33 protein-coding genes are annotated in these 25,841 nt (G+C 47.2%); 20 read left to right on the top strand and 13 right to left on the bottom strand.

All coding sequences use genetic code 11. The features are described 5' to 3' along the window. Positions 1-34: 34 nt before the first annotated feature. The 3 genes from KNO76_RS10995 to KNO76_RS14260 form a co-directional block, all read right to left on the bottom strand. Positions 35-742, bottom strand: coding sequence for an ABC transporter permease (locus tag KNO76_RS10995; RefSeq protein WP_214885402.1), 708 nt, complete (start codon positions 740-742; stop codon positions 35-37). Continuing rightward, on the bottom strand, positions 739-1,587 hold the full coding sequence (locus KNO76_RS10990; protein ID WP_214885401.1) for an ABC transporter ATP-binding protein: 849 nt from the start codon (positions 1,585-1,587) through the stop codon (positions 739-741). Before KNO76_RS10990 ends, KNO76_RS10995 begins: the two co-directional genes overlap by 4 nt. 130 nt (positions 1,588-1,717) lie before the next feature. Beyond that, positions 1,718-2,698 carry a LytTR family transcriptional regulator DNA-binding domain-containing protein gene (locus KNO76_RS14260; RefSeq protein ID WP_214885400.1) on the bottom strand — a complete coding sequence of 327 codons (981 nt, stop codon included), beginning with the start codon at positions 2,696-2,698 and terminating at the stop codon, positions 1,718-1,720. Between the two features lie 135 nt (positions 2,699-2,833). Between KNO76_RS14260 and KNO76_RS10980 the strand changes: the two genes are divergently transcribed. Further along, entirely contained in the window at positions 2,834-3,211 is a 378-nt protein-coding gene (locus tag KNO76_RS10980) for a hypothetical protein (RefSeq protein WP_214798680.1), read from the top strand. A 12-nt stretch (positions 3,212-3,223) separates the two neighbouring features. After that, entirely contained in the window at positions 3,224-3,538 is a 315-nt protein-coding gene (locus tag KNO76_RS10975) for a nucleotide pyrophosphohydrolase (protein WP_214885398.1), read from the top strand. A 19-nt stretch (positions 3,539-3,557) separates the two neighbouring features. On the opposite strand, the gene KNO76_RS10970 is transcribed toward KNO76_RS10975, so the two are convergent. Next, positions 3,558-4,133 carry a cysteine hydrolase family protein gene (locus KNO76_RS10970; protein ID WP_214885396.1) on the bottom strand — a complete coding sequence of 192 codons (576 nt, stop codon included), beginning with the start codon at positions 4,131-4,133 and terminating at the stop codon, positions 3,558-3,560. A 145-nt stretch (positions 4,134-4,278) separates the two neighbouring features. Between KNO76_RS10970 and KNO76_RS10965 the strand changes: the two genes are divergently transcribed. Together KNO76_RS10965 and KNO76_RS10960 are read left to right on the top strand one after the other, a co-directional pair. Then, complete coding sequence (locus KNO76_RS10965) at positions 4,279-4,701, top strand: Lrp/AsnC family transcriptional regulator (RefSeq protein WP_214885395.1); 423 nt, start codon at positions 4,279-4,281, stop codon at positions 4,699-4,701. Positions 4,702-4,787: 86 nt separating this feature from the next. After that, positions 4,788-5,423 (top strand): DUF3841 domain-containing protein, encoded by a 636-nt coding sequence (locus KNO76_RS10960; RefSeq protein ID WP_051545914.1) that lies wholly within the window; start codon positions 4,788-4,790, stop codon positions 5,421-5,423. 25 nt (positions 5,424-5,448) lie between these two features. Here the strand turns inward: KNO76_RS10960 and KNO76_RS10955 are convergent, their stop codons facing one another. Next, a complete protein-coding gene (locus KNO76_RS10955) occupies positions 5,449-5,673 on the bottom strand; it encodes a hypothetical protein (RefSeq protein ID WP_214704111.1) in 225 nt (74 codons plus the stop codon). A 127-nt stretch (positions 5,674-5,800) separates the two neighbouring features. Between KNO76_RS10955 and KNO76_RS10950 the strand changes: the two genes are divergently transcribed. The 3 genes from KNO76_RS10950 to KNO76_RS10940 all read left to right on the top strand — a co-directional run bounded on the left by KNO76_RS10950 (position 5,801) and on the right by KNO76_RS10940 (position 8,472). Further along, a complete protein-coding gene (locus KNO76_RS10950) occupies positions 5,801-6,337 on the top strand; it encodes a DUF3841 domain-containing protein (protein WP_214885394.1) in 537 nt (178 codons plus the stop codon). Then, positions 6,334-7,077 (top strand): nucleotidyltransferase domain-containing protein, encoded by a 744-nt coding sequence (locus tag KNO76_RS10945; RefSeq protein WP_214704109.1) that lies wholly within the window; start codon positions 6,334-6,336, stop codon positions 7,075-7,077. Before KNO76_RS10950 ends, KNO76_RS10945 begins: the two co-directional genes overlap by 4 nt. 363 nt (positions 7,078-7,440) lie before the next feature. Further along, positions 7,441-8,472, top strand: coding sequence for a flavin monoamine oxidase family protein (locus KNO76_RS10940; RefSeq protein WP_214885393.1), 1,032 nt, complete (start codon positions 7,441-7,443; stop codon positions 8,470-8,472). A gap of 38 nt (positions 8,473-8,510) precedes the next feature. Here KNO76_RS10940 and KNO76_RS10935 read toward each other — a convergent pair whose 3' ends face one another. Both KNO76_RS10935 and KNO76_RS10930 read right to left on the bottom strand, forming a co-directional pair. Beyond that, the gene (locus KNO76_RS10935; protein ID WP_214885392.1) at positions 8,511-8,942 is read right to left on the bottom strand and encodes a MarR family winged helix-turn-helix transcriptional regulator; all 432 of its coding nucleotides are present in this window, start codon (positions 8,940-8,942) and stop codon (positions 8,511-8,513) included. Between the two features lie 19 nt (positions 8,943-8,961). Continuing rightward, a complete protein-coding gene (locus tag KNO76_RS10930; RefSeq protein ID WP_214885391.1) occupies positions 8,962-10,167 on the bottom strand; it encodes an MFS transporter in 1,206 nt (401 codons plus the stop codon). A gap of 159 nt (positions 10,168-10,326) precedes the next feature. Here KNO76_RS10930 and KNO76_RS10925 point away from each other — a divergent pair, with 159 nt between their 5' ends. The 8 genes from KNO76_RS10925 to KNO76_RS10890 all read left to right on the top strand — a co-directional run bounded on the left by KNO76_RS10925 (position 10,327) and on the right by KNO76_RS10890 (position 14,775). Continuing rightward, positions 10,327-10,785 (top strand): hypothetical protein, encoded by a 459-nt coding sequence (locus tag KNO76_RS10925; protein WP_214885390.1) that lies wholly within the window; start codon positions 10,327-10,329, stop codon positions 10,783-10,785. Positions 10,786-10,794: 9 nt separating this feature from the next. After that, positions 10,795-11,298 (top strand): hypothetical protein, encoded by a 504-nt coding sequence (locus KNO76_RS10920; protein WP_214885388.1) that lies wholly within the window; start codon positions 10,795-10,797, stop codon positions 11,296-11,298. Continuing rightward, positions 11,295-11,780 carry a hypothetical protein gene (locus KNO76_RS10915; RefSeq protein WP_214885387.1) on the top strand — a complete coding sequence of 162 codons (486 nt, stop codon included), beginning with the start codon at positions 11,295-11,297 and terminating at the stop codon, positions 11,778-11,780. The genes KNO76_RS10920 and KNO76_RS10915 overlap by 4 nt, the downstream gene beginning before the upstream one ends. Beyond that, entirely contained in the window at positions 11,755-12,231 is a 477-nt protein-coding gene (locus KNO76_RS10910) for a hypothetical protein (RefSeq protein WP_214885385.1), read from the top strand. Before KNO76_RS10915 ends, KNO76_RS10910 begins: the two co-directional genes overlap by 26 nt. 263 nt (positions 12,232-12,494) lie before the next feature. Beyond that, positions 12,495-12,965: a hypothetical protein gene (locus tag KNO76_RS10905; RefSeq protein WP_214885383.1), complete on the top strand. Its 471-nt coding sequence runs from the start codon at positions 12,495-12,497 to the stop codon at positions 12,963-12,965. A gap of 6 nt (positions 12,966-12,971) precedes the next feature. After that, positions 12,972-13,766: an SMI1/KNR4 family protein gene (locus tag KNO76_RS10900; RefSeq protein ID WP_214885381.1), complete on the top strand. Its 795-nt coding sequence runs from the start codon at positions 12,972-12,974 to the stop codon at positions 13,764-13,766. A 48-nt stretch (positions 13,767-13,814) separates the two neighbouring features. Next, complete coding sequence (locus KNO76_RS10895) at positions 13,815-14,306, top strand: hypothetical protein (RefSeq protein ID WP_214885379.1); 492 nt, start codon at positions 13,815-13,817, stop codon at positions 14,304-14,306. After that, positions 14,299-14,775 (top strand): APC family permease, encoded by a 477-nt coding sequence (locus tag KNO76_RS10890; protein WP_214885377.1) that lies wholly within the window; start codon positions 14,299-14,301, stop codon positions 14,773-14,775. The genes KNO76_RS10895 and KNO76_RS10890 overlap by 8 nt, the downstream gene beginning before the upstream one ends. Positions 14,776-14,866: 91 nt before the next feature. Here KNO76_RS10890 and KNO76_RS10885 read toward each other — a convergent pair whose 3' ends face one another. The 3 genes from KNO76_RS10885 to KNO76_RS10875 all read right to left on the bottom strand — a co-directional run bounded on the left by KNO76_RS10885 (position 14,867) and on the right by KNO76_RS10875 (position 17,940). After that, the gene (locus tag KNO76_RS10885) at positions 14,867-15,595 is read right to left on the bottom strand and encodes an ATP-binding cassette domain-containing protein (RefSeq protein WP_214885370.1); all 729 of its coding nucleotides are present in this window, start codon (positions 15,593-15,595) and stop codon (positions 14,867-14,869) included. 9 nt (positions 15,596-15,604) lie between these two features. Continuing rightward, positions 15,605-16,330, bottom strand: coding sequence for a hypothetical protein (locus KNO76_RS10880; RefSeq protein ID WP_214885368.1), 726 nt, complete (start codon positions 16,328-16,330; stop codon positions 15,605-15,607). Between the two features lie 113 nt (positions 16,331-16,443). After that, positions 16,444-17,940, bottom strand: a complete 1,497-nt coding sequence (locus KNO76_RS10875) for a phytoene desaturase family protein (protein WP_214885366.1) — start codon at positions 17,938-17,940, stop codon at positions 16,444-16,446. Between the two features lie 186 nt (positions 17,941-18,126). On the opposite strand from KNO76_RS10875, the gene KNO76_RS10870 reads away from it, so the two are divergent. Next, positions 18,127-18,510, top strand: coding sequence for a hypothetical protein (locus KNO76_RS10870; protein ID WP_214885364.1), 384 nt, complete (start codon positions 18,127-18,129; stop codon positions 18,508-18,510). A 31-nt stretch (positions 18,511-18,541) separates the two neighbouring features. Here the strand turns inward: KNO76_RS10870 and KNO76_RS10865 are convergent, their stop codons facing one another. Then, on the bottom strand, positions 18,542-19,150 hold the full coding sequence (locus KNO76_RS10865; RefSeq protein WP_214885362.1) for a TetR/AcrR family transcriptional regulator: 609 nt from the start codon (positions 19,148-19,150) through the stop codon (positions 18,542-18,544). 172 nt (positions 19,151-19,322) lie between these two features. On the opposite strand from KNO76_RS10865, the gene KNO76_RS10860 reads away from it, so the two are divergent. Then, complete coding sequence (locus KNO76_RS10860; protein WP_214885360.1) at positions 19,323-20,051, top strand: ABC transporter ATP-binding protein; 729 nt, start codon at positions 19,323-19,325, stop codon at positions 20,049-20,051. Further along, positions 20,044-21,057 (top strand): ABC transporter permease, encoded by a 1,014-nt coding sequence (locus tag KNO76_RS10855; RefSeq protein WP_214701293.1) that lies wholly within the window; start codon positions 20,044-20,046, stop codon positions 21,055-21,057. Before KNO76_RS10860 ends, KNO76_RS10855 begins: the two co-directional genes overlap by 8 nt. A gap of 198 nt (positions 21,058-21,255) precedes the next feature. On the opposite strand, the gene KNO76_RS10850 is transcribed toward KNO76_RS10855, so the two are convergent. Beyond that, complete coding sequence (locus KNO76_RS10850; RefSeq protein ID WP_214885359.1) at positions 21,256-21,879, bottom strand: glucosaminidase domain-containing protein; 624 nt, start codon at positions 21,877-21,879, stop codon at positions 21,256-21,258. Between the two features lie 146 nt (positions 21,880-22,025). Continuing rightward, complete coding sequence (locus KNO76_RS10845; RefSeq protein WP_214885358.1) at positions 22,026-23,522, bottom strand: DHA2 family efflux MFS transporter permease subunit; 1,497 nt, start codon at positions 23,520-23,522, stop codon at positions 22,026-22,028. Between the two features lie 164 nt (positions 23,523-23,686). Between KNO76_RS10845 and KNO76_RS10840 the strand changes: the two genes are divergently transcribed. After that, on the top strand, positions 23,687-24,559 hold the full coding sequence (locus KNO76_RS10840) for a TetR/AcrR family transcriptional regulator (protein ID WP_214704053.1): 873 nt from the start codon (positions 23,687-23,689) through the stop codon (positions 24,557-24,559). A 146-nt stretch (positions 24,560-24,705) separates the two neighbouring features. Then, a complete protein-coding gene (locus KNO76_RS10835; RefSeq protein ID WP_026824386.1) occupies positions 24,706-25,719 on the top strand; it encodes a LacI family DNA-binding transcriptional regulator in 1,014 nt (337 codons plus the stop codon). Positions 25,720-25,841 lie beyond the last annotated feature (122 nt).

Here is a 25,841-nt window from a genome sequence, read left to right as displayed (position 1 = left end):
AAAAGAATCGCCCTTTTCGCGGGCGATTCTTTTTTCAATCCGTCTGTTTCCGGTTATACATCACGACGCTACCGACGAATGCGGCAAGCGCCCACGCAGTGAGCAACCCAAGCTCTAGCCCGACAGCACCGAAGTTCGCACCGTCTTCCACTTGATGGGCGACGTCAATCAAGAGTACGTTCGGTAAATACTCTAGCAATCCGATGATGGCCAAACGATCTTGTAGTGGCAACAACATCGGTGAGAACGAGAAGAAAAAGAACGGTAACATGACAATCAATGAAGCTTCCATGACCGTCTTCGTCATCAAGCCGAACATCGTTCCGATTCCGATATAAAAGAACGTCGAGACGATGAGCGCGAGGGCGATCACAGCCAGATTTTGCGGGGCATAATCCATCAAAAAAGACGAGGCTACGATGAGGATCATCGTCGTCACGAATGTGAGAGCACTCTTTCCGAGCAAGATGTCGAGCGTGCTCGCCGGGGACAACATGAGCCCGCGAAGCGTGTTCTTCTCTTTCTCTTCGGCAATCAATGCACACTGCACAAAGATCGCGACGAGGCTGAACGTGATGTTGATGACGAAGTACGTGATATCGATGCCGCCGTCACCGATTCGCGAATAGAAGACAGCGAAGAAGAGCGGCATGATCAAGGTCGACGAGACGAACAAGTTTCGAGACAAATCTTTATAGTCTTTTTGGAAAATGGCGAGTGCGCGTTTCATTGAAAAAGTCATGATAATTTCCTCCCTGTCACTTCGATAAAGATGTCGCCGAGTGTCGGCTCATTGGAGTGGATCGACGCGATATTTTTAGCACGCATTTGTTTATGGAGCCAGTCCGCGCTTTCGTCGGTTTGTGTCACTTCATGCGTCTGACCGTTGTTCAATTCGACTCGCATCGATCCTGTCGCATATTTCCTGCGCAATACGTTCGGTGCATCGAGCAGTTGAATCGACCCTTGATGTAAGAAAGCGACACGGTCACACAGCTCTTCGGCTTCTTGCATATCGTGGGTCGTTAAAAAGATGGTCGTTCCGTTTGCCTTCAACCGTTCAATCCCTTTATAGATATGTCGAGAGTTGACGGGATCGAGAGCCGATGTCGGTTCATCTAGAAACAGGAGCTCTGGCTCATGAAGAAGGGCGCGTGCGAGCGTCACTCGTTGCAACATCCCTCTAGAGAGTTTGTCGATGCGCTTTTTCCGTTCCCCGCTAAGGCTGACCATGTTCAATACCTCATCGATCCGAGTCTTTGGTTCATCATAGAGGTCACAATATAAGCTCAAGTTCTCTTCTATAGAAAGTCGTGTATAGAGACCACTATTGTCCGTCAACACGCCGATGCGTTTACGGTACTGTTCTTGTTTCAAGTCAGCGACCGGCACGCCGAAGACGGTAGCATCCCCGGCTGTCTGTGCGAGTTGTGACGTCAAGATTTTTATCGTCGTCGTCTTTCCAGAACCACTCGGTCCCAAGAAGCCGAACACTTCTCCTTTTCCAACTGTAAACGTCACATCATGTAATGCTTCCTCGTTCCCAAACAATTTCTTCAACCCGTTCACTTGAATGATTGGTTCCATTCCCGTTCCTCCTTGTCGATGTCGTCTTGCTTGCCTCTATCGTATAAGGAATAAAAAGGGACCGCATTCAAATGGCGACAAACGGCGCTTATCAGGAGTTGAATGAAGCGAATAGAACTGTGAATGGAGACTATTTGAGCCCCATCATCGTCTTCAATTCTGTCATTTTTGTCTTGGATAACGGAATCGTCGTCTTCTCTGAATCATCCAAGACGAGACTGAAGCTATTTTTCGTATAGGTGATGACTTCACGGACACGTTGTAAGTTCACGAGATATGACCGATGGCAGCGGAAGAAACCGTACGGAGTCAAACGCGTCTCGAGCTCATTCATCGTGAAGATGCTCGGGAACTGATCCGATTGACTATGTAAAATCGACTGTCCGTCCTGACTCTCGATGAAGTCGATTTCAGGAGGATCGAGTAAAATGATTTTTTCATTCACTTTCGTCGGGATTTTCTCGAAACGGACATGGATGACCTCAGATGAGATGTCTGTTTCATCCCCTTCTTCCGGTTCCACATCTAACAGGCGCAAGTGACGATGATCGATCCGATAAACGGTCGATGTCATGAAAAGCGCACTCTCTATGTTGCTCGTTAACACGAGGACGGCTTTTTGTCTCGACGTCAATGTTTGTAACGTATCGCGTAAAAGGTGGCGTGTCTCTTGGTCCACGTCTTGGTCAGGTTCTTCAAACACATACAGGTCACGGTCTTGGAGAAGTAGCGCGGCGTACTGTGTTCGTCTGACAAGGGAACGATTGAGACGGTGGAGGCGTTGCTTGCGGTAAGTTGTGAGTTGGAGTTGCTGCATCACCGATTCGACTGATTCGGATGAATCATAAAGACGCTTGGTGAAGCGTAAATACTCCTCGATGGTGAGTCGATCATATAAACCGTCCCGGATGGAGAAGAGGGACAGCGTTGAAGCATGGTTGATGTTCCCGGTAAATGTCATGATTTCCTGACTGATGAGACCGAAGATGATTTCTCGGGAAATGACGCCACAGTGGATAGCTGCCAACTCACCTGGTTGGATCGTAAATGAAATGTTTTCGAGAATGAGTGTGTCTTGTTGGCGCACCGAGACGTTTTGGAAAGTAAGCACCGAATCCCTCCCTTTTTAGTTGGAGTATAACATTTTACAGAGAAGGGCTTAAGAGGAAGATGATTACACATGAAAGTTACATCTTTTGGTAAAATAAGATACATGACGAATTAGTGAAGGGAAGTGACTCATTTAATGGATAAGCAATTCGAAGAGATGCAGACACGTATGTTCGAGTTAGAATCTCAAGTTGAAATGCTTCAATCCCTTCTACTTCGAGTGATTGAGCAAGATTCAATACTACATAATCAGTTAAAAACTGAATTAGAATACGTCCTATTAAAGCATGATTTACCAGTCGGAAAGAGACATGATGTTTCATTTTTTCTGATTCGACTCGAGAAGGCGTATAAGTTTGAAAACAAAATACCGACGTTGATTTCATTTCATGAAGAATTGAAACAAGTACTTGAATTAGAAGACTTATCGGAAGAGGTTTCCATTCAATTGATTCAAGAGTATGTAAGACGTGGAGTTTTTACTGTGGGTAACATGATTGAATATAAAAAGTGAGGACGTGTATATATGAATGAGGTACAACGATTAATGGACGAGGTTATTAAATTCCGAGATGAGCGCGATTGGGCGTTCCATCATAATCCGAAAGACTTGGCGTTATCGTTATCGCTCGAGGCGAGCGAGCTCCTTGAGATATTCCAATGGGTGTCGAGTGAAGAAGCGCTTGAGACGAAAAAGACGGAGATGGAAGAGGAACTTGCTGACGTGTTGATTTACGCGTTAACGTTCGCACATGCTGCTGATATCGATGTGTCGAAAGCGATTGAAGACAAGCTCGTGAAAAACGCAGTGAAGTATCCGAGTCCTCAGTCGAACGCATAAAGTAAAGAAGTACAATCCATCAGGACTGTACTTCTTTTTGTAACACATCTTTCATGACCTCATTTGTCGTTTGAATCGATGCAAATTCTTCATTCAAACTAGCGAGCGACACATCATGGATGACCGCTGCGGGGATCCATGCCCCAGTGATGGATTGACGGTCGAATGTTGCCGTCGCATCGGAGACGACGATTGGATTGAATCCTAAGTTTCCCGCCATCCGTGCGGTCGTCTCGACACAATGGTTCGTGATCAATCCGGTGATGACGATTTGTGTTGCACCAAGTGATTCGAGTCGTTCCTGTAAGTCCGTTCCGATGAAGGCGCTATTCACCTGTTTCGTCAGGATGACATCTTGTTCACGAGGTTGGATGAAGTCTTGGAACAAATGACCGTCTTTTTTGAAATAGAAGAGTGAGGTTGGAACGTTCGTGACATGTTGGACGTAGATGATTGGTTGATTTTGAGCTTCCCACGCTTCAATCAACCGCGCGATATTCTCTTCACATTGTGGATTATTGCGGTTTCCCCAGCTTGGATCATGAAAGGCTTTTTGGACATCGATGATGAGTAATGGAACGACTGTTGTTTGCATGTTGATTCCCCCTTGAATTGGTTACTTCAAGTGTATGCAACGGAGGAATACAGATACATAGAGGTTTGACGGAAGTTTCAGCGAATGAATTAAGAAAAAACGGATTATGTACCGTTTCACTTTATTTTTGAAAGGTGAATGACAAATGGATGAAATAGACCGCCATATTCTTGAATTGATGCAACAACAAGCCCGGATTTCGATGACCGAATTAGGACGACAGATTGGATTGTCCACGCCTGCTGCGACCGAACGGGTGAAGCGACTTGAAGAACGCGGAGTCATCACAGGTTACCGGGCCATCGTCAATCCCGAAAAGATGGACAAACACGTGACTGCCTTTATTCTTTATGACACACATCGGTGCGAGGCGTTCCGTGAATTTTGTCGTCAACAGCCGTCTGTCATCGAGTGTCATCGCTTAGCCGGTCAGTATAGTTACCTTGTCAAAGTCGTGACGGAAAACGTGCGCACGTTGGAGACGTTCATCGACGAATCGATGGAGTATGGTCGTCCCTCGTCCCTGATTAATCTATCTTCACCTGTCTCATTTAGACCCATCATATAATATGACCTGGTTATTTTTTTGCCGTAGTGTTTCTGCGTAAATTTTATAAACTAGCAGAAGAAGAATGGTGAAAGGGTTGAAAAGTTATGGGTATCTACTATACACATCAACGAGAAGGGGCTTGGCAACAAGCTTTGAAGAAAGGGTATCTTGAAGCAAACGGCGAACACGCACTATTCATGGAAGAAGGGGTTGAAGATTTTAAAGCACCCTATGATTGGATGGTCGAACAGTATGAGAAACGAATTGGAATCTCATTGAACGGAAACTATCCGATTTGGTGTTGGGACGAGTTCCCCGACTTGGGACGAGATGGACATATTGGCAAAGGGAATCAAGGTGTGGTGTTGACCGTTGAACTACCAGACGAAGAGGTGTTGGCTTCCGAGTTTACGTATTGGCACCATGTGCTAAGTAACTTTCCATTATATGAGACGTTAGAAGAGTATGATCGAGAAGACGAACCGGATGAACTGTTCGTGCGACAATCGTGGGAACGTATATTTGACAAAGTATGGTGCGAAGCGTCCGTCGCGGACCAACCAAATGTTGAATTGGTGTATCAACACGTCGTTCACCGAATTGATTTGACCCAAGTTCGTGCTGTCATGCCATTCGTCGGTCGGGGAGACAGTTTATTGGACCGAGTAAGAGGGATGGGGTGGCGTATCGGATATAAGCTAGGCCTCATTCGTTCAAAGTCGTTTGAATGGAAAGTGTGATTAGACGAAACGCAGCTAACTTAAGTCAGCTGCGTTTTGCGTTCGAATCTAATTGTTGTTCGATGTGGTCGAGACGTTCGATCAATACTTGCATCTGCTTCGAGCGTTCACGTTCCATAAAGAGTTGCTCGTCAGCCCGTTTCTCAGAGCGTATGACGACATTACGAATCCACAACATACCGATGATCAGTACGGCGATTGGCAAAATCGTGAAGATGAGTCCGAATAATGAGACCATGATGACGTTCATATAGATATGCCTCCCTTTCTACGTCTTCATTATACTTCCAAATCCATCCAAAGCGAAAGAGTGGCACTGGCATTGTATCCTATATTCTCGGTACACTGAATAGAGAGAGTTGAAAGGAGTCGATGGAATGGCAATCTATTATACAAATCAGCACGCAGATGCATGGGAAGCCGCTAAGCGAAATGGCTTTTTATTTGGCGACCCGAACTACGGCATGTTTAAAGATGAGGATGATGCCAGTCATCGACCTGCCTATGATTGGCTGGCTGACCAATACGAGCAACGCACGAAACGATTACTGAATGGGAATGATCCCGTTTGGCTTAGTGATACCCCACCAAACGTCGCGCGTGGTGGTTTTCTAGAGGTTGGGGAACCGGGTGTCGTCTTGACCGTCGAGCTACCCGATGAGGCCGTTTTAGAACTGGAAGCAGGGTATTGGGTATTCGCCTTAAATCGATGGTTCCTTTCTTTTGAAAATCGTGAGGCAGAGAGCGAAGAAGAACTGCGTACATCGTGGGAGAAGATGTTCGACCGTGAATGGTGCGAAGCAATCGTTGAGGAATATCCCGAAACGAATACGAAATATTACTATATTGTCGACCAGATTCATCTTCACCAGGTGCTCGGTGTCCAATCGTTCGTCGAACAAGGTGTGTCATGAACAAGCCGACTCGACTTGGAACGGACGATGCTGGTTACGTCATCAACCAGACGTCCATCCGTCATATACAGCCTGAGTTTGAAACCGTCCTCTATAAAGCAATCGAATTGGTGAAAGAAGCATTCGGTGAACAGCTACATAGCATATACCTTTACGGAAGTATCGGGCGCGGGACGGCCGTTGCTGGGCAATCCGATCTCGATTTGACTGTGCTCGTGCATGAGGACATCGATGCCACAGAATTGGTGGAGCAGACGGAGCAATTACTAACGGAACATCCGGAAGTCATCAAAATCGACTACGATATCGGTCGTCTGAATGTGGCACTGGATTCAGCGAACCGTTTTGAATGGGGCTTTTGGCTAAGACATCTCTGTACGTGTGTTTACGCGGAAGATGTCTCGACTCAATTCCCGCGCATGAAGCCGGATGCTCGTGTGAGTGAGGCGTTGAACCAGGACTTGGTTTCCTCGATTGAAGCAGCCAAGTCGAAATTGCTTCGTGGACAGATGTCTCATCTAGAGAAGCGCTCCATCGTGAAGCGCGTCATCCGAGGTTGGTATTTGATAATCAACGTAAAAGACGAGAGTTTTGCGACGACTGTAGAAGCGTGCTTGGCGATTCTAAAACTCTATTTCCCGGAAGATCAGCGAGTAGAGGAAGGGGAAACACTGTTGAGACAAGATGACATCACGAATCAACAGCTTCTAGATTATCTGAATGAAATAGATTGGACTTAACGATGCCGTTCTGCAATTGGGATGTACCCGTTCGGTCGTCTTCGCTTCACATCTGTGTCAAAGAAAAAATGAGGGACATATAGAGCGCTTGATACGTACATAATGATGACAAATTCGACTGCGGTCGGTCATTGAATGAGGTCGAATAAAAATAGAGACCATACGGGATATGAAACGAGACACATCGCCACAGTCATCCGACCCTTAGTTTGAATAAAACGGTACAAAATGCGCATCAATACGATATAAGGGAAGAATAGATAATAGAACATATTTTTCAATTGATGTCGTCCTTTCTTGCATATGTAAAGCCATCTAACTCAGTATAATCGAGGAGAGACGTACGACAAAGGAGAAGTTACAATGAAATCAATTGCCATCATCGGAGCTGGTGTCAGTGGGCTTTATGCCGCGAGCGAGCTTCATCAAAAAAGATATGACGTCACGGTCTTCGAGGCACGTGACCGAGTTGGTGGACGCATCTTGACGAAGGAAGGCTTTGACCTCGGTCCGACATGGTATTGGCCGGATACGGAGAAGACGATCTCTGAACTCGTGGATACACTCGGACTCAAGTCATTCGTTCAACACACGACAGGACAAATGGTACTCGAACGTCAAACGACGACCGCACCGGAACGACATGTGCTACCAGAGGAAAGCATCGTCCAATCGAAACGTGTAGTCGGCGGGATGACGAGTTTAGTAGAAGCACTTTCTGCAAAGTTGCCCGCTGACATCATACATCTTGGACATCGTCTCACGTCCATTGATCGACAGTCAGACCGAGTCCAATTGACGTTCCAAAATGGGGCGGTGTATCACGCGGATGACGTGATTCTCGCGATTCCACCTCGTCTCGTTGCGGATGTAGCGATTGAACCGGGTCTGTCAGCACAAACGCGAAAAGCGATCAAAACGACACCGACTTGGATGGCATCCCAGGCGAAGGCACTCATTGTATACGAGACACCGTTCTGGCGAGAAGAGGGCTTGTCTGGCTTTGGGATGAGTTGGGTCGGTCCGCTTCAAGAGATTCATGACGCTTCACCGGTTGACGGTCAAGGTGCGCTGTTCGGATTCTTCCGTCTGTCACCGGGAGAACGAGAAGCGCTGGGGGGAGGACAAGTGAAGACGCGTGTCATCGAGCAACTGGAGAAGTTATATGGTCCGAAAGCGAATGATTTTCTGGCTTTTCATTATATGGATTGGTCGACAGAATCAGAGACAGCGACATCTGATGACCTCATGCCGCTCACGGCATTCCCGGCTTACCGTCCAATCGAGCTCGGGGACCGTCTCCATTTGATCGGTTCGGAGACGGATGCGCAGTTTGGGGGACATATTGAAGGGGCGTTGCGGTCGGTGAAGCGAGTTGTTCAAAACCTGTTGTAATAAAAAGACAAATCGTCTACGAATGACGATTTGTCTTTTTATCTGAATTTCTGAATCATCAACGCGAGCGAGCGGTTGATCATCTTCATCTCGTCATCTTCGAGGACGGAGAACATCTCTTCGGCGAGGCGTTCTTCAATCGCATCGATTTGTTTTGAATACGCCAGACCGTTCTGCCCGAGTTGGATAAAGCTTTCCCGAAGGTTCTCAGGATTCTTTTTCCGAACGACGAAGTCGCGTTGCTCGAGCACTTTGAGCACCTGACTGACGGCACTTTTGGAGATGGACATTCTCGTCGCGATCTCTGTCGTCGTCCATGTTTCTTGGCGCTTGAAGAGAAGTAGCATCTGTTCTTGTTGATAACTCAACTCGAATTCGTTCAGTTCCGTGAAATATTTCGTGAACAGCAAGTCGAGCTCATCGATTTGGCGATACATCGTGAGGACTTGTTGCTTTCGTGTTTCATTCAACGTGTTATTCATCCTTTCTTTACGGCGTCAGTCGGAACGTCTCGCTCCGAACATATAAGAGGACACCACACACTAAGCCGATTATACCAAACGCCAGTAAGAGCGTCTGAATCGGAACGGACAGGGCGACGAGCGCAGATAAGATGGCGAACGCAATCGGTTCAAGGCCCGAGGCGGCGAGCGACATGATACTCATGACGCGACCGATTTTGTCAGGGTCGCTCTGCTCCTGCATGATGGTGACCGTCGGCAAATAGACGAGCATAATCATGAATCCGCTCATCGAGGCCGTGACCGCGAGGAGCGGAATCGATTGAACTTGCGTGTACAGAAAGAATGCACCGAGTGTCAGGAACAGTGCTCGGAAGACGAAGCGCCCACGATGGACCGACTTCAAAAATAAAATTAGGAAGCTCGCGACAAATGTCCCGACGGCGAGTCCCCCTTCGATAATACTCAAATCGAATGCCGTGCCGTCCACCGAACCAACGAGAATCGGGATGCTCATGATGAGCGGTCCCATGACGAACAGGTTGAGTATGGCGATGGAGAACGTACCGCTTCGTAACACGGGTGTGCGCATGACGTAACGAATGCCCTCTTTCAAATCGACGAGCACGTCTTTCGTTGAAAGCGCGGCGACGTTTGGAATACGGTCTTGAATCAATCGCGGCATGATCAACAGAGCAGAGATGAAAATAAGTGTAGCCGCCATCCCGAAGCTCAGTCCGAAGCTTCCCCAAGTCAACAGAAGTCCCGCGAGGAATGGTCCGATGACGAACATCAACTCGAGTGACCCTTGGAAAAGGGAGTTCGCACGTTGCAACTGTTGAGCGGGTACGATCGATGGCATGAGTGACGAAAGTGCAGGGTAAGACATGCCATCTAAAATTCCGAATAAGATGGAGATGGCTACAATCACCGTGGCGGAATAGGCGTCTGCGAAATGAAGACCGACAACAAGGGTCATTAACACGCCTTGTCCAAGATTCGTTAAGAATAATAGTCGACTCTTTTGAAATCGATCAGCAAACACACCGCCAAAAACCATCATGATGACACGCGGTAACGAAACGGCGGTCAAAATAATCCCAAGTAGGGCGGGTTGTTCCAATACATCAATCGTCAACCAAGAGACGCTCAAAAAGAAAATCGAAAATCCGAGCGTGAGTGTCATCCCAGATAACCAAGTAAATAAAAAACGAGAATTGTTCAATAACTCCATACGAGAACCTCATACTTTCCTTATTCGCTATATAGTTAAGTTAACTAAACTATATATTAGGAAGATAGAATCGTCAAGAAACATGACTTTGGTATGAAAATGTAAAAAAACGGAACTTTTCTATGTTTATCCCGTATAGTGAATGGAGAGGTGAAATAGATGAACAAACAAGAACGAATCAATACGATTTATCGTTATCAACAGCGTTGGCTCTTTTTGAGAATGGGACTGGCAGGTCTGACTGGGATGTTTGTCTTTCTTGCACTTCAGTCTGAAGGTGCTTCAAAATATACGATTCCATTAGTGGTCACGTTGATGGGCATGTTGTTCGCGATTGGAAAAGAGCGTCGCTTCGTCAAGAAATTGACGACCGTGGAACAAGCCAAGCGCATCATCGACTGGCAATATGTATCGGAAATGGGACTATTCGTCTTATTAGCGATTCTCTTCCCGCTACTCGTCCTGAATAACTGGCCGGTCTGGTCGCTCGTCATCGTTTTCTTAAGCGGGGTCATCTGTCTGCATCTCGTGCAGAAGACGCTCGACCGACAAATTCCACAGTATGACGCGGAGCAGCCGATGCGTCGTGAAATCAAAATTCATTTCGTGAAAGATTGAAGTCATATCGTGAATAGAACAGAACGCCTTAAACGGATTGAACAGTTTGAGAAACGATTCACCCGTCTCCACATCATCGTGAGCGTAATCATGCTAGGCGTATCCATCTATTTTCTTTCGACATGGAGCCCGTATAGCATTCTCCTACCAGGTGTCGCACTTCTTTATACGACATGGCTTGAATGGAAGAAGATGATATTGCAGCAATCCTTCAACGAAGCGACACGCTATCATCGCCTGTTGCGAATCGATTTTGCTGTCATGTTGAGCAGTTTGATCTGGTTCATGATTTTGATTGGGTTCCATTTCAACGGGATCGATATCTTACCGTGGATGAGTTGGACGCTCCTGATCGGCGGACCGTGTCTCATATTGATTCCGCGTTGGATCGACCGAAAACAGTCCGCGCTTGATGAACACCACGTCACATCAAGCGAGTGGGCCCGGGAAAACCGGAAACGTTTGAAACTTACGTTAGATGATATTTCAAGGAAAGGTCGTAAAGAGTCATGACGAAACAAGAACGAATTCAATATATCGGGGCATATCGCCAAATGCATCAAAAAACGAGCGTCTGGCTTACTGCCACCTTCATTTTCTGCAACAGTTTCGTGCTCGGTTTTGACACATGGTGGATATGGGGGATCGGGTCGACGCTTGCAGCGATTGGACTCATGTATTTAACACGTCAAGAAAGTAAACAGTTGCAAACCATGACGTCAGGAAAAGCCGAGTCGCTCACAAAACGCTTGTATCGCCTCTATTCTTACTGGATTGGAGCGGTCACAGGGGTGGTTCTCTTCAGTCGTCTGCAAACGCCACTGATCGCATGGGCCATCATCGGTCTAGGCATCGTCATGTTAGCATGGATCCACTATCAGACCGTCCGGCAACTACGACAAGCCGACCCGGACCAACCGACCCGAGATGAGGTGACAAAGCACTACCGTTCGTATGAAAGGAGTACATATGCTGACGAAAGAGAAGCGAATTGAACAGTTGCTAAAACAAGACGATAGTCATTGGCGTTGGCGGTGGGGCGTCGCCATTGCGACCGTCGTGATGACATTTTTCATCGCTGCGCAGTACAGACTGTACGCCCCGCTCATCGTCTTCATCAGTTTTTTTCCGTATCTCTGTTTCGAGTGGCGGAAGACAAAACTGCTCCTCACCTTTAACGAAGAGGCGCGCTATCAACGTTTGGTGTATACAGACTTCGGGATCCAGTGGCTCTGTTTCGTGTTGACCATCTGCTTATTGGCTGCCTATTATGCCGACTCGTTGTCGCCCGTCATCGCGATTGCCGGGTTATTCGGGATTGGTGTGCTATCGATTCTGGCACCTTATGTCATCAATCGAATCTTGCATACGCTCGATGCGCATCATGTACGAGGTAAAGAATTACGTGAAGCACGTGATCAACGTCTCCGTGAGTCCAATATTTGAGTTATATTAGAGTGAAGATGGAAGGGGAGAGTAGTATGTTACAAGTGATGGATATGGGATGGGCAATCTTGAATCTAGGATTGTTGACAATGGTTGGAATCTTTTTATTCCGACTCATTCGCCGGCACTCGAATTAATCAGCGTCTGACAACTGTCAGATGCTTTTTCCTTTTTAATGGAAAAACCTCGAAAATTCGATTATAGATTGTTAAGATAAACATATTGAGTGAATTGGATGAAATTTACTTTTGGAGGTGTGCTAAATGTTGCGTGAAGAACGAATCGAATACTTATACGACAAATCGTGGACTAGAAAAGGTCCCATCCTTGTAATCATGATTGGTGTGGTGACGGCGCTTTGGTTATTGTTCAATGATTCAAGGATGAGCTTGTCCCTGTTCATCTTTTGTGCGGCGATGCTCATGCCGCTTCTGGTGGCAACATGGCATAAAATCCAGTTGTTTTTACAGTTCAATGACTCATCCACGTACCAGCGCTTCATCTATTTAAAAGGCATGATTCAGTTTATCCTCTTGATTGGTGTCATATCGACGATGGCGCTCTATGCACTGAAGTACATATCGCTTGATACGTTAAGCCTCGGCTGTGCGACGCTGATTGCGAGTTGCCTCATTCTTGAGTCGTGGATCGACTGGAAGATTTTAAGAATTGATGACGAGCACGTGGTCGAAAGTTTGTTGGGACTGATGAATCGAAATCAAAAAGGGGTGTAGCGTTGAATGATTGTCTGGACGAATGATATCGACCATACGAACAAGCTGCCAAATTTGACAGAAGAGATCTTGAGACATGTCGAGTCACAACTCGGCGTGAAATTACCGGAAAGTTATATCGACTTACTTCGAACTCAAAATGGGGGATTCATCGAGCAACGTGAATTACCCGTGACACTAAACGGGTTAGACGATACGATTGTGATTGATTCCATCATGGGCGTGAGCTTATATGAAGGGTTAGTTGAATCAAAGATTCTTCTAAAAGAGTGGGGCGTTGAGGATGAGCGCTTGATCGCGTTCGCGGGCGATGGTCACTATTTTCTCATGTTCGATTATCGAGATGAAGCAGTTCCTAAAATTGCATTGCTCGATACGACGGCAGAAAAAATTGATGTACGATTCGATTCATTCAAGCAATTCACTGAAGCGCTCCGCGTCATCGAGACCGATGCATTCGTAGGAGTGATTGAAGGGGAGACACTGTTAGATTATGCACAGAATTTACTTTACAGTGAGGCAACGAGTGAAAAGACATTTGGTGCGAACATATGGCTCAATTCATTAGACGTCCTCGATGTAAATGAATTGGTCATGACACTCCTTACGTGGATGGATGACGATACATTGCGGGAGACCGCAATCTCTACGATTCAAAGCACCATCATTTCACGCCGTTTGCGCCAAGAAGAGTTGATTGAGGCATTCTTCCGTTCATTACTTGAACGTGAGGATGCATATAGCAAGCAGTGTTATGAAGAGACGATCAATATTTTAGAGAATGGGATCGAACCGGATTGAGTTGTCATCACGGTGGATACGTAAATAAAACTAAACGAGGGGGATTCGATGGTAGACCATGCAGTCAGATTAGAACGTATGTTGCAAGAGGATGAAAAACGAAAGAGGGAATTGATTCTCCCGTTAATCGGGATTATCACCTTGCTCTTTTTCTATATATGGACGACGAACGTCTTTTGGTTATATACCATGATTTTTTTCGGACAATTTCCTACCCTATATAAATCATGGCACCGCAAAAAGTTGTTGCTTTCATTTAACGGTGGCACACGGTACCAACAACTCGTGAGGTCCGAATTTTTATTGAGCCTCTCGCAGCCGCTCCTGCTTCTCATACTGATTGCCAGTGTAGAGCTTGAGTGGATTACATTGTTCACGTTCGTTATCGTTGCATTAATCGGAATCATGGTTCTGTTGATTTTCAGTTTTCCAATCGACCGCAAGCTAAAAGAAATCGATCCGCTACACGTGACGGGTGTCGAACTCGGTCATGTTCAATTTGAGCGGAAGAAACAAAAAAGGAGGAAGGTGGATGGATAAACAAGAACGTCTCCCGCAAATGGTCGAACATGATCTCGACGCCCGAGGAATCAGCACGATATATGGCATCATGGGTCTGTTTCTCTTTTTGGTCATCTCGTTCATAAAAGGTGTCACGGTGACGACGGTCGCCTTCTCTTTCCTCGTGACCCAACTGCCGATGCTCTATCAAGCGTGGCGACGGATGAAGCTGTTACGTACATTCAACAAAGACGAGGAATACCAGCGCCTCGTTCGTCGAGAATTTCGAATCATCGTCGCCATGTTTGGGTCACTCGGTGTATTCACCTTCCTCACGTGGTTCGTGTTGGATTCGATGCAGGAACTACTCGGTGTCGTATTGGTTGGGGTGATCCCGCTTCTCATCTGGTACATGATGATGGACCGTAAATTACGTGAAGTGGACCCAGAGCATGTGACGAATCGAGAGTTACGACATGCACGTCGCGAACAGAAACTCAGCCCGTGACAGGTGTCAGAGGCTGAGTTTTTTTAAGTTCATCGCGATGAGTTGGCCGCAGACGACTATCCGAACCGGTGTCGTTCCCAAAACGAGTCATTCATCGTGTCACCGCCACATCGTCAAGCGGCGTGTCGACCATCCGAACGAACGCTTCGTCCGGGTCGGTCGTTCCGGATTCTTTGAGCCAATCCTGGAAGTCCCCTTCATATAAAACACGTCCACCATGTAGGAAGATGACATGGGCATCAAGTTGGACCAAGTCGTGTAACTGGTGTGTTGAAATGAGACACGTTTTGCCCTCATCGACGAGGCGTTGCAGCCGGCGCATAATTTGAATGCGTGACGCCGGGTCGACCCCGCTCGTCGGTTCATCGAATAAGTAAAGAGAACGTTTGATCGAAGACAAGAGTGTCACAAAGAGCCATTTTTTCTCTCCGACCGACATCTTCCCGAGTTTCATCGTCCATAGATGTTCGAACAGTTCTTGTTCTCGTGCAGTCGAAAGGTTGTTCACATAAGACTCGAGTTTCTTGAAGTCGGGGCGCTGCGACAAACGTCCGATGAAATAGGCGAAGTCTTTCCCCGTCAATTCATGATGGTTGTACATGAGTTGTGTCAAATAGAGCATGTCCGTCGTCGGGACGAGTTCGAGTGATGTCTTGTCGATTGAAAGTGCCCCGGTCATACAATCAAACAGTGTCGTCTTGCCGGCCCCGTTTTGTCCAATCAAGACGTTTAGTTTATTCGGTTGAAGTGTGAACGAGACGTCATCGAGCACAGGACGCGTCGCTTTCGGGTATCGATAAGTGAGCTGATGTACGTGCATAAGAACCTCCTAGCGTGTCATGAGTGAGACGAGACTGAAGCGTTTCAACGCAATTGCACCGATGATGAAGTAAGCGAGTACGGAAAGGAATGTCGCCCATACTCCGAATGAAAGGTCGACTTGAGTCGTCAGGTGCAGCAACCCGAGCGCGAATTCATGAAGCGAGTAAAACGGGTTGAGGAAGCTGAACCATTGGTCAGGTGACTTGATTGCCAACAAAAAGAGTGGAAACATCAAAATGTTCGCGAACGTCCCGAGACTCGATACTTTCACTGGAAGTGTCGTGACGGCGACACTGGCGACCGCGAATGGGATACTCCCGATCAATACGAGTAGAGCTGACAAGAGCAACGTGAACGAGAAGAACCCGTGAACGAGCGTGACGACTGTGGTGAATAACAGCAGGCTGATCGAGGCGAATAACAGTTGCGCCAAGATGACAGCGATGACATACGTCAGTTTGTTGCCTGAGATCATCACGTACGTTTTCATCAGCCCGTATTCACGCATGCGAGCGAGTTCGATGCCGACACCGTTCACATATGTAGCAAGAATGATATATACCCAAAAGTAAGAGAGCTGCCCGTAGTATTCCGCTGGCGTCGCCTGTTGAACACCTGACAATGGCGTCGTCAAAGCGATGACGAGTGGAATCCCGAGTGTCCAGAAGAATGGCACTTTATCCGTAACGACAACTTTGGCATACATAAAGAAATAACTTGTGATTTGATGCATCCTGTTCCTCCACTTGTATGTTTGATTGTTTGTATCGTATCACAATATACGGAAGTTTATTGGAAAAAGTTTCAAAAAACAATCCCTCATATTGAATGAGGGATTGAATAAAATCATTTCACTTTGTCGCGTTTCGCGATCTTGTCGCTCACTTGCTGACCGCTGAGCGTCACCATCGGCATGCCACCGCCCGGATTGACGGTCCCGCCGACGAAGTAGAGGTTGTGATAGAGTTCGCTCTGTTTCTTGTGCTTGAAGCCACCGTTTCGATTTTTGTCGGCAACCGTCCCGTAAATGGCACCTCGGTCCGACCCATACGTCCGCTCGATATCGTGAGGGGTCCATACGTCACGTGTCACGGTATGTTCACGCAAGCCGTCGAGCCCCATCCGTTCCAACTTGTCGAGTACTTTCTCCTCAAAGGCAGCGTACTCTTCTTCGGTGAACGGCTCATCCTGGATATACGGGATATGGGGCAAGATTTTGATGTTCTCATGTTCCGGCGGCGCTTGGGTCGCGTCAGTCTTGTTGACGTTGACGAGGTAAATCGTTGGGTCATCCGGCAATTCATGCTTCTCGAACACCTTATCCATCTGTTCACGTAAGTTTTCAGAGAAGAAGAAGTTATGATGGGCCAGCTGGGGATAGGCTTTCTTCACCCCGAGATGGAGGACGAATCCGGAGCTCGCCGGTTCGTATTTAGAAACGAGTTTGTCGACGTACTGTTCATCCGCGTCGACCATCTTCTGATAGAACGGGATGACTTCCATATTCGAGACGAAATAATCAGCGGAGCGAAGTCGTCCGTCTTCAAGTTCGATGGCGGTCATTTTCTGATTCACCGTATGGGCACGGACGACGCCCTGACCGGTATGTAGTTTCACACCGATCTCTTCGGCGAGCTTCATCAAGCCTTCCGCAAGCTTGTGGGTCCCGCCTTCGACATACCAACAGCCTTGGGCGTACTGCATGTAAATCATCATATTCAAGACGGCTGGTGCGTTATACGGAGACGACCCGACATATTTGACGTAATACGACAGCATATCACGGAGATGTGGATTGCTGATGCGCTTCTTGATGGCGCTATACATCGTTGACGTCAAATCGAATCCGAAGAGCGTCGGGAAAATACCTGTCTTCATGACCGCTTCTAAAGGTGACTCAAACCCTTCCGCCAAGTATCCCTTCTCCGTCGTCTTATAGATGCGCGCGGCATAATTCAACAGTTCACGATATTCTTGCATGTCTTTTTGAGAGAGGGAAGGGTTTGCCCGCTGCATCTGTTCGAGGTCATGGTAAAGGTCGAGGACGGTATCGTCCGGGAAGAAAGAGCGCCATTCGAGCTCAAGTCGTTTGATGGACACATAGTCTTCCATCCGTTTCCCGCTTCCGCGGAACAATTTGTCGAAGATGTGAGGCATCGTTAAAATTGAGGGTCCGAGGTCGAAACCGAATCCGTCCTGTTCGAGCCGATTCACTTTCCCGCCGATATGGTCGTTCTTTTCGTAAAGTGAGACGTCGTAACCTTTTTGAGCGAGTGAGATGGCCGCTGACAAGCCGCCGAGCCCTCCGCCTATGACGATGACCGACTTATCCACTGATGGCATATATTCGCCGCCTTTCCGAAGTGTTATTTTCAAAAAATAGAATGAGTGCTACCTCTTCTATTCCCGTTTCTAAATGAAACGAACATGCTTTTACGGATTTGCCACATCCACAAAGATGTCATCCCTGAACCGGGGAAAGTTTTGTATAGTTAGGGAACAGAGACTGAACGAAAGTAGGAATCTAAGATGATCGTAAAAACAATCACACTTCACTTTGCGAACGGGGATGAAATCACCATCCCGTTTGATGATATCGAATCGTGTCGGATGCATGATATTCAAGACGGGATGCGTGTTGCGGCGGATGGACAAGTGATCAAAGAAAAAGTGATGCACGGGCTCGACCTCGTGTTAAAAGACTCAGCGAATCAAATCGAGTGGGAAGGTGAGGATAGACCGTTTGACCGTATCTTAGGTATGTCGGATTTACAACATCTCGCCTTCGAGTTTGAAGGGATGCGAGGCAAGTCATACCGCATCGCCTGGCATGATCTAGAGGCAGTGCAAAATGCTTACCAGACGACAACTGAAGAAAATGGGAACTTGCACGTGCACGTTCGCGTCTCATAAACAAAGCCTCTCGCAAAAGTAGCGAGAGGCTTCATTCGTGTGACTTCACACCGCCGGCGACGAGCGGTCCTTCAAACGTAATCGTATAGATGATGCGGGCGATATCTTCCGCTGTTTCTTCTGCGGACGGATTGTTCAACCACTCGTAGATGACGCCCATATGTGCCGAAGAGAGGTAGGCGACGAGATATGGAGGCGGGACCATCATCTTGTCCGGATCAAATAAGGTTACCGGGGAGCGCTGAAAAAGGGCCGCCTGCATAAATTTTCGAAGCTTCGCCTGAAACGTCGGGTCTCCATTTGGTCCAAGCAGCGGCTTCATGATGACTTGATTGTCTTCGATGAAGCGGATGAACGGGACAAGGTAATGGTACGAGTTGTCGGTCCGTTCGTCTCCAAAGATGTGGGGGAGATGATGAATCAACTTCTGTTCGGCCTCTTCAAAGATTTCATTCACACATTTCTCCATCAACTCGAACTTGTCCACATAGTGACTGTAAAACGTACCCCGATTGATGCCGGCTCGTTCAGTCAATTGCTTGACGGTGACGGCTTCAAATCCCTGTTCTTCAATGAGACGAAAGAAGGCATCTTTGATCAATTTTTTCGTCCGGATGACGCGTAAGTCGGTTTGTTCCATATCTTTTTTTCCTTTTCTTCAACACATTCAGACCATCTGTTGGAAAACCGACACGATGACCGATATTGACGATTGTTGCTACTATGGACGAGGTCTATACTGAACATATAAACCAACACGGTGTCGATTATCTTGAGTATACACGATGAGGCGCCGAAAAGGAGTGACAGAAATGAACATTCAACTGCAACACGTCGACAAGTCGTTCGGCGACCAACTCGCCATCGACAATATCGACTTCACCATCCCATCTGGAGAGATTTGCTGCTTGCTCGGACCATCTGGATCGGGGAAGACGACCCTCATCCGACTCATGATCGGTGCCCTCGCACCGGACAAAGGAAGTGTCCATATCGGTGAAACGAAAATGCCGAATATGGACATGCTTCGACAAATCGGATTTATGCCACAAAACGATGGATTGTACGAAGATTTGTCGGCAGAGGCGAACCTCGCTTTCTTCGGATCAATTTATAAGCTCGGAAAAAAAGAACTCCAGACACGCATCACAGAAGTGCTCGACCTTGTCGACCTGTCGAACGATCGACAGAAGCTCGTCCGCAATTTTTCAGGTGGGATGAAAAAGCGTTTGTCACTCGCCATCGCTATCCTGCATAAGCCGGACGTGTTGTTTCTCGATGAACCGACGGTCGGAATCGATCCGATCTTACGTCGTCAAATCTGGGATCAGTTCCAAGTGATTCGGAAGGAAGGCACGACGCTTATCGTTTCGACACATGTCATGGATGAAGTGCTCGAGTGTGACCGGGCTGCGCTCGTCTACAATGGACGGTTGATCGCATATGACCATGTGCAAGATTTGCTTGACCAGACCGAGAACGGTCGCGTCGAAGAACTGTTCTTGATTGCCGGGAAAGAGGAGGTGGGTGACCATGCGTAACTTAGCGAAGCGTGTCATCTTTCAGACGTTAAATGATAAACGAAGTGTCGCCTTGATTTTGATTGCCCCACTTCTCATTTTGACACTCGTCTACTTCTTACTCGGTGACTCCGATTACGTGCCGACGGTCGTCCTTGATGACAACGCACCCGAACAGCTCGTCAATGCGTTTGAAGAGGAGACGCTCGTGGTGGAACTGGCGACGTTCGAGGACCCGAAAATATATATTGAAGACAATGAAGAAGTGGATGCCGTCTTTGAAATGAATCAAGATGGAACGACCATCACGTTACGCGAGCCGTCGACGAAGTCGTCGAAGGCCGTCCGTGAGATTCAAGATGCGTTGACGACGCTCAACCCCGCAGCCGAGATGGACACGTCATTCGTCTTTGGGGAAGAGGACCAATCTACGTTCGATTCGTTCGGATTCGTCTTTCTATCACTCTTCTCATTCTTCTTCGTATTCATCCTATCTGCGATGGCACTCGTCAAAGAACGGAGTGGAGGTACACTCGAACGACTCTTGATGACCCCAATCAAACGAGGACAGGTCATTTTAGGATATACGCTCGGCTACGGCGTGTTTGCAGTCGTCCAGTCGATTTTCATCGTACTCTATTCGATTTATGTGCTTGGACTGTCTTCGCTTGGAAATATGGCGTGGGTAATGTTGACGATGCTACTCATGGCGGGTACGGCGGTACTCTTCGGGGCGACCATCTCGGTATTTGCCCGATCGGAACTGCAGGTCGTACAGATGATCCCGTTCACGATCATCCCGCAAGTATTTTTCTCGGGCCTCATCCCACTCGATTTGATTCCGTACGGTCTCGGGAACTTGAGTTACGTGATGCCAATCTTCTACGGGGCGACAGCGATCAAGGAAGTCATGATTTACGGGAGTGGTTTCTCAGGGATTTGGATGTATTTACTCGGGCTGATTTTATATGCAGGTGTCTTGTATCTCTTAAACATGCGAGCGCTCGGGAAGTATCGGGGGCATTGAGTTAAATAAACGTTAGCGAAAGCTGTGGTACTTATAGAGTGCCATGGCTTTTTGTTTATCCACAAAAAAAGCACTCGGACGATTGTCCGAAATGCTCATTAGCGCTTGAGTAACAACATCACGCCGGTCACGAATAGTGCGATTCCGCTAGCGAGTCTGACTTGTTTGCACGTCACGTTCTTTCACCCCTACATTTCTTCATCGTTTTGCTTTAGCAACACGTTTTGGTGTTTTCGACATTTCTTGATAAATCGAAAGAATCTCGGTCCCGTAATTTCCTTTCGGCTGCATGGCCCACTTTCGATGCAGTGACGGCCAAGTCGTCGCAGAGCCCCGTTTGACGAGATAGAAGCGAGGATCGACTTGTTTCGTGTTCAATGCATCGTTTGAAGCGTATGCTTTTAGATGCTGAATTTGAGCGGATACGCCTTGGTGTGGTGAACGGAAAAAGTGTCCTTTCACGCCGTTCCCAGTCGTCCCAATCCCTGAGTAGTTATGCTGCTTTGGAAGGACATCACCGCCATAACGGAAATAACCGGTCTCTTTTAGTGCCTGCGCGAACGCAACATCGCCACGGACGCCTTCTTTTGCGCCGATGATGACGAAGAGTTTCGCCAAGTCTTCGACAGACGTTTTCGAGAGCCGGACATTACGAGGATTCTTCTTTTTTACGTAATCCGCCATTTGTTGCGGAGTCAAAGCCGATATTCCCATAATAGCGCGATTCTGCTTCTTCGGGGCCGCCTCAACGATTGATCCAGTCGAGAAGAAAGATGAAGTGATTAGAAGGAAAGCGACGATGAAACCAAACACTTTTTTCATAATATGTACCCTCCTAAACGAGATGTATCTATTGAGAAATAATACCATATTAGTATTAAATTTTAATTTTTGATTTATTTATAAAGGGAACGAGAAATTAAAAAAAGCCGCTCTGAATCCATCATTCAGAACGGCTTTTCCCAGTATTAATTTGCTTGTTTTAATTCTTCAACAGTCTCCACTTGGTCATCAAACTTACGAACGTCCACGCGCTTCACGAAAAATGCCAGTAGAAGTGCCAAGAGGTTCATACCGAGTGCAACGTAAAATGAATATTGAATCCCAGATAAGAGGGCTTGCTGAGTGATGGCACCCATCGAGCTCTCAGTGAGTGTCGCAGGATCGACTCCTGTCATCAATGATTCGGCTTCTGTGCGTGTCACCGAGTTCATGATAGTGATGAGTACTGCCGTACCGATCGCACCGGATACTTGTTGTGCTGTGTTGTTGATGGCCGTTCCGTGCGGATTGAGGCGAGTCGGCAATTGGTTCAATCCATTAGTCATGATTGGCATCATGACCATCGACATCCCAAACATACGCAACGTATATGTTAAGACGATGTATGTGTAGGTCGAGTCAAGTTGGACGTTTGCAAGCATGTACGTCGATACGGCGGTGATTGTCAATCCGGTAAGTGCCAAAAATTTTGGCCCGAATCGGTCAAACAGTTTACCTGTGATCGGCGACATGATTCCCATGATGATCGCACCAGGAAGAAGCATGAGCCCTGAATCGAGTGGGGAGATACCACGTACGCTTTGGACGTAAGCCGGCGTCAAAATCATACCGGAGAACATGGCGACCGCGTTGACCATCGCAATGACTGACGCGAGAGCAAACATCGGATGTTTGTAAGCACGCAAGTCGAGCAATGGTTTTTCCATATGGAGCTGACGGTAGATGAAGGCGATCAATGAGATGGCACCGACAATCATCGTCGTTAAGACGATTGGGTTATCCCAACCGTCCGAGCTTGCCGAACTGACACCGTACAAAATCCCACCAAATCCGAGTGTTGATAAGACGAGCGACAAGTAGTCGAGTGACTGGTCTTTGTTTTGGACCATGACGTTTTCCGCTTTCCAAAAAGCGAGCGCAAGACCGATGATGGCGAGCGGTAAAATCATTTCGAATAAGACGCGCCAATCATAGTACTCGACGATATAGCCCGAGAGTGTCGGTCCAATCGCAGGTGCTGAGATCATGACGAGTCCGAAGATTCCCATCGCCATCCCACGTTTTTCACGTGGGAAGCTGACGAGCATAACGTTCATGAGGAGCGGTCCCATTGTCGAGGCTCCGACGGCTTGAATCATCCGACCGCTCAACAACCAGCCAAAGTTTGGCGAGAAGGCCGCGATAGCCGTACCGATGGCGAAGATGCTCATCGAGGTGATGAACAAGCTGCGGTTTGAAAAGCGAGTGATCAAATAGGCGGATGCCGGGACGAGCACACCCGTCACGAGCATAAAGCCTGTCGCGAGCCATTGAACGGTCGAGTAGTCTGCAATTTCGAGATCGACCATGATTGATGGGAGCGCGACGTTCAGTAATGAGTTGTTTAAAAATGCGATGAACGCACCCGCAAAGAGGACCGCCAACATGACGAAAGGCGGTTTCTTTTGGAATTCTGGTTTCATATGGATGGCTCCTTTATTTTCTAAATAGTTATGTCTTGGTAAATGTCGATGAAATGATTTTATACCCGTTGTATAAATAAAGCAACCATTTTGTACTATTAGTCTAAAATGGTTTTCGGTGCTATAGTAAAGGTACAAATCAGACAGATCGGAGTTATGAAAGCATGAAAGAGAAAAAGCGAAAAGTCGCAGATATTGCCATGTCTCTCTTCATCGAAAACGGAGTACAGCATACATCGGTACAAGAGATCATTGACCGTGCCAACATCTCCAAAGGGACGTTTTATAACTACTTCTCATCGAAGACGGATTGTGTCGCCAGTATCCTCGAGAACTTACGATATGATGCAGGGCAGCGCCGGATTGAGATGCAGATGGGGCGGGATAAACGAGATCGTGACGTCTTTATCGAGCAAATCTCGATATTGATTCAATTGAACGAAGAACGGAACTTGCATGCGTTATTTGAATCGATCATGTCGTCAAACGAGAATGAATTGAAGAAACTCGTACTCCAACATCGCATTTATGAAATTGAGTGGATTGCGATGCGTTTGACGGAAATTATCGGAGAGGCTGTCAGACCGTATTCGATGGAATTGACGGTTCTCTTCAACGGAATGTTGCAACATATCTTGTTCACGAACCGAATCACGAATGCCGCTTACTCTCCTCAAAAAGTCGTGAGCAGTTTATATACGTATGTCGAACTGATTGCTGCACGAATGATAGAGACAGGGGAGCACGTCTTGAACCCGGTCACGGTCGAGCAAATGCGTGGGACGACAGATAAACATCTCATTACAATCGAAGAATTGAACGAGATGGCTGCTCGCATCGAAGAGCATGTCGAGATGACGGAAGAACAACGAGATTTGTTTGATGCAATCTCACATGAACTGAAACAGGAACGCCTTCGGAAAATTATCTTAGAGCAGTTGTTGAAGCCGTTCCAGCGTCTATTTAAAGGCGTGACAGGCGAGACAGAAGTACAAAAGTTTACGAATCTCGTGTGGTTGTATACGCGGACACATTAAGGACAAAAATTTCTCGATACAGTAATATAGAAGAAACAAGGAATGGAAAAAAGAATTAAAAAGTTTCCTCGAAAAAGAATTGATTCCTACAAATCCATACGCTACAATCAAATTACCGAAAGCGCTTTCGGGAAGAGGAGAATGACATGGGTACGATTTATGATTTAGCCAAAAAAACAGGATTCTCAATCACGACAGTGTCCAAAGCGTTGAACAATTACAAAGACGTGAGTGACAAGACGAGAGCAAAAATTCTTCAAGCCGCTGCTGAGATGGACTACTTGCCGAACGCACATGCCCAGTCGTTATCGACGAAAAAATCTTGGGCGATCGGGGTCATGTTCTCAGAGGCGAACGAAGTCGGGATGAAACACCCGTTCTTCAACGGAATCATCGAAAGTTTTCGTCACGCGACAGAGGAGCAAGGCTACGATTTGATTTTCGCCTCGCGGAATCTGCGCAATCGTGACATGAGTTATCTCGAACACTTCAAACACCGTGCGGTCGACGGCATCGTCGTCATCTGCTCGGACCGAATGGATGAGCAAGTTCAGGAGCTCATGCGAAGCGACATCCCGATCGTCGTCGTCGATATGGACAGCGCCAATTGTAGCGTCGTCTATTCCGATAACATCGAAGGGGCACGCCTCGCCGTGAATTACCTCCATGAACTCGGTCACCAAAAAATTGCCCACATCGCTGGGGATGAAACAATTGACGCCGGAGCGGCGCGAATCAAAGGATATGAACTTGCGATGCAAGAACTGAACCTCCCGATTCGACCAGGCTACCTCGTCAACGCTGGTTTCTTCTCCGTCGAGGAAGGGAAGCAAGCGATGGAACGATTGCTTGAACTAGACGATCGACCGACTGCAGTCTTTGTGGCCGGGGATCAAATGGCGATCGGTGTCATCGATGCGATTCACGAACATGGTCTTCACGTTCCGAATGACATCTCGGTCATCGGATACGACGATATTGAAATGATCCAATATATCACGCCGAAACTGACCACGATTCGCCAAGATACGGACGAAATCGGGGAAGCGGCAGCAGAACTCTTACTTGAACAGATGACCGTGAAAGAGCGACTTACAGAACGTCGCATCATTCCGGTACGCTTAGTCGAACGGGCGTCTTGTGCGCCAGTTAAACAGTAACCTATAGTGAATGATATTTCGAAGTCGCTCTCTTTTCTTCAGCGGATGGAGAGAGGAGCGCGATTTCGAAAGTCATTTTGAAAGAAATCGAAACCGCTTTCGATATTTTATTTTTTGGCTAA

This window comes from Exiguobacterium sp. s101 (assembly GCF_018617835.1).
GTDB lineage: Bacteria > Bacillota > Bacilli > Exiguobacteriales > Exiguobacteriaceae > Exiguobacterium > Exiguobacterium marinum.
Note: the sequence above shows the minus strand (reverse complement) of the source record. Positions and strands in the feature narration are given on the sequence as shown.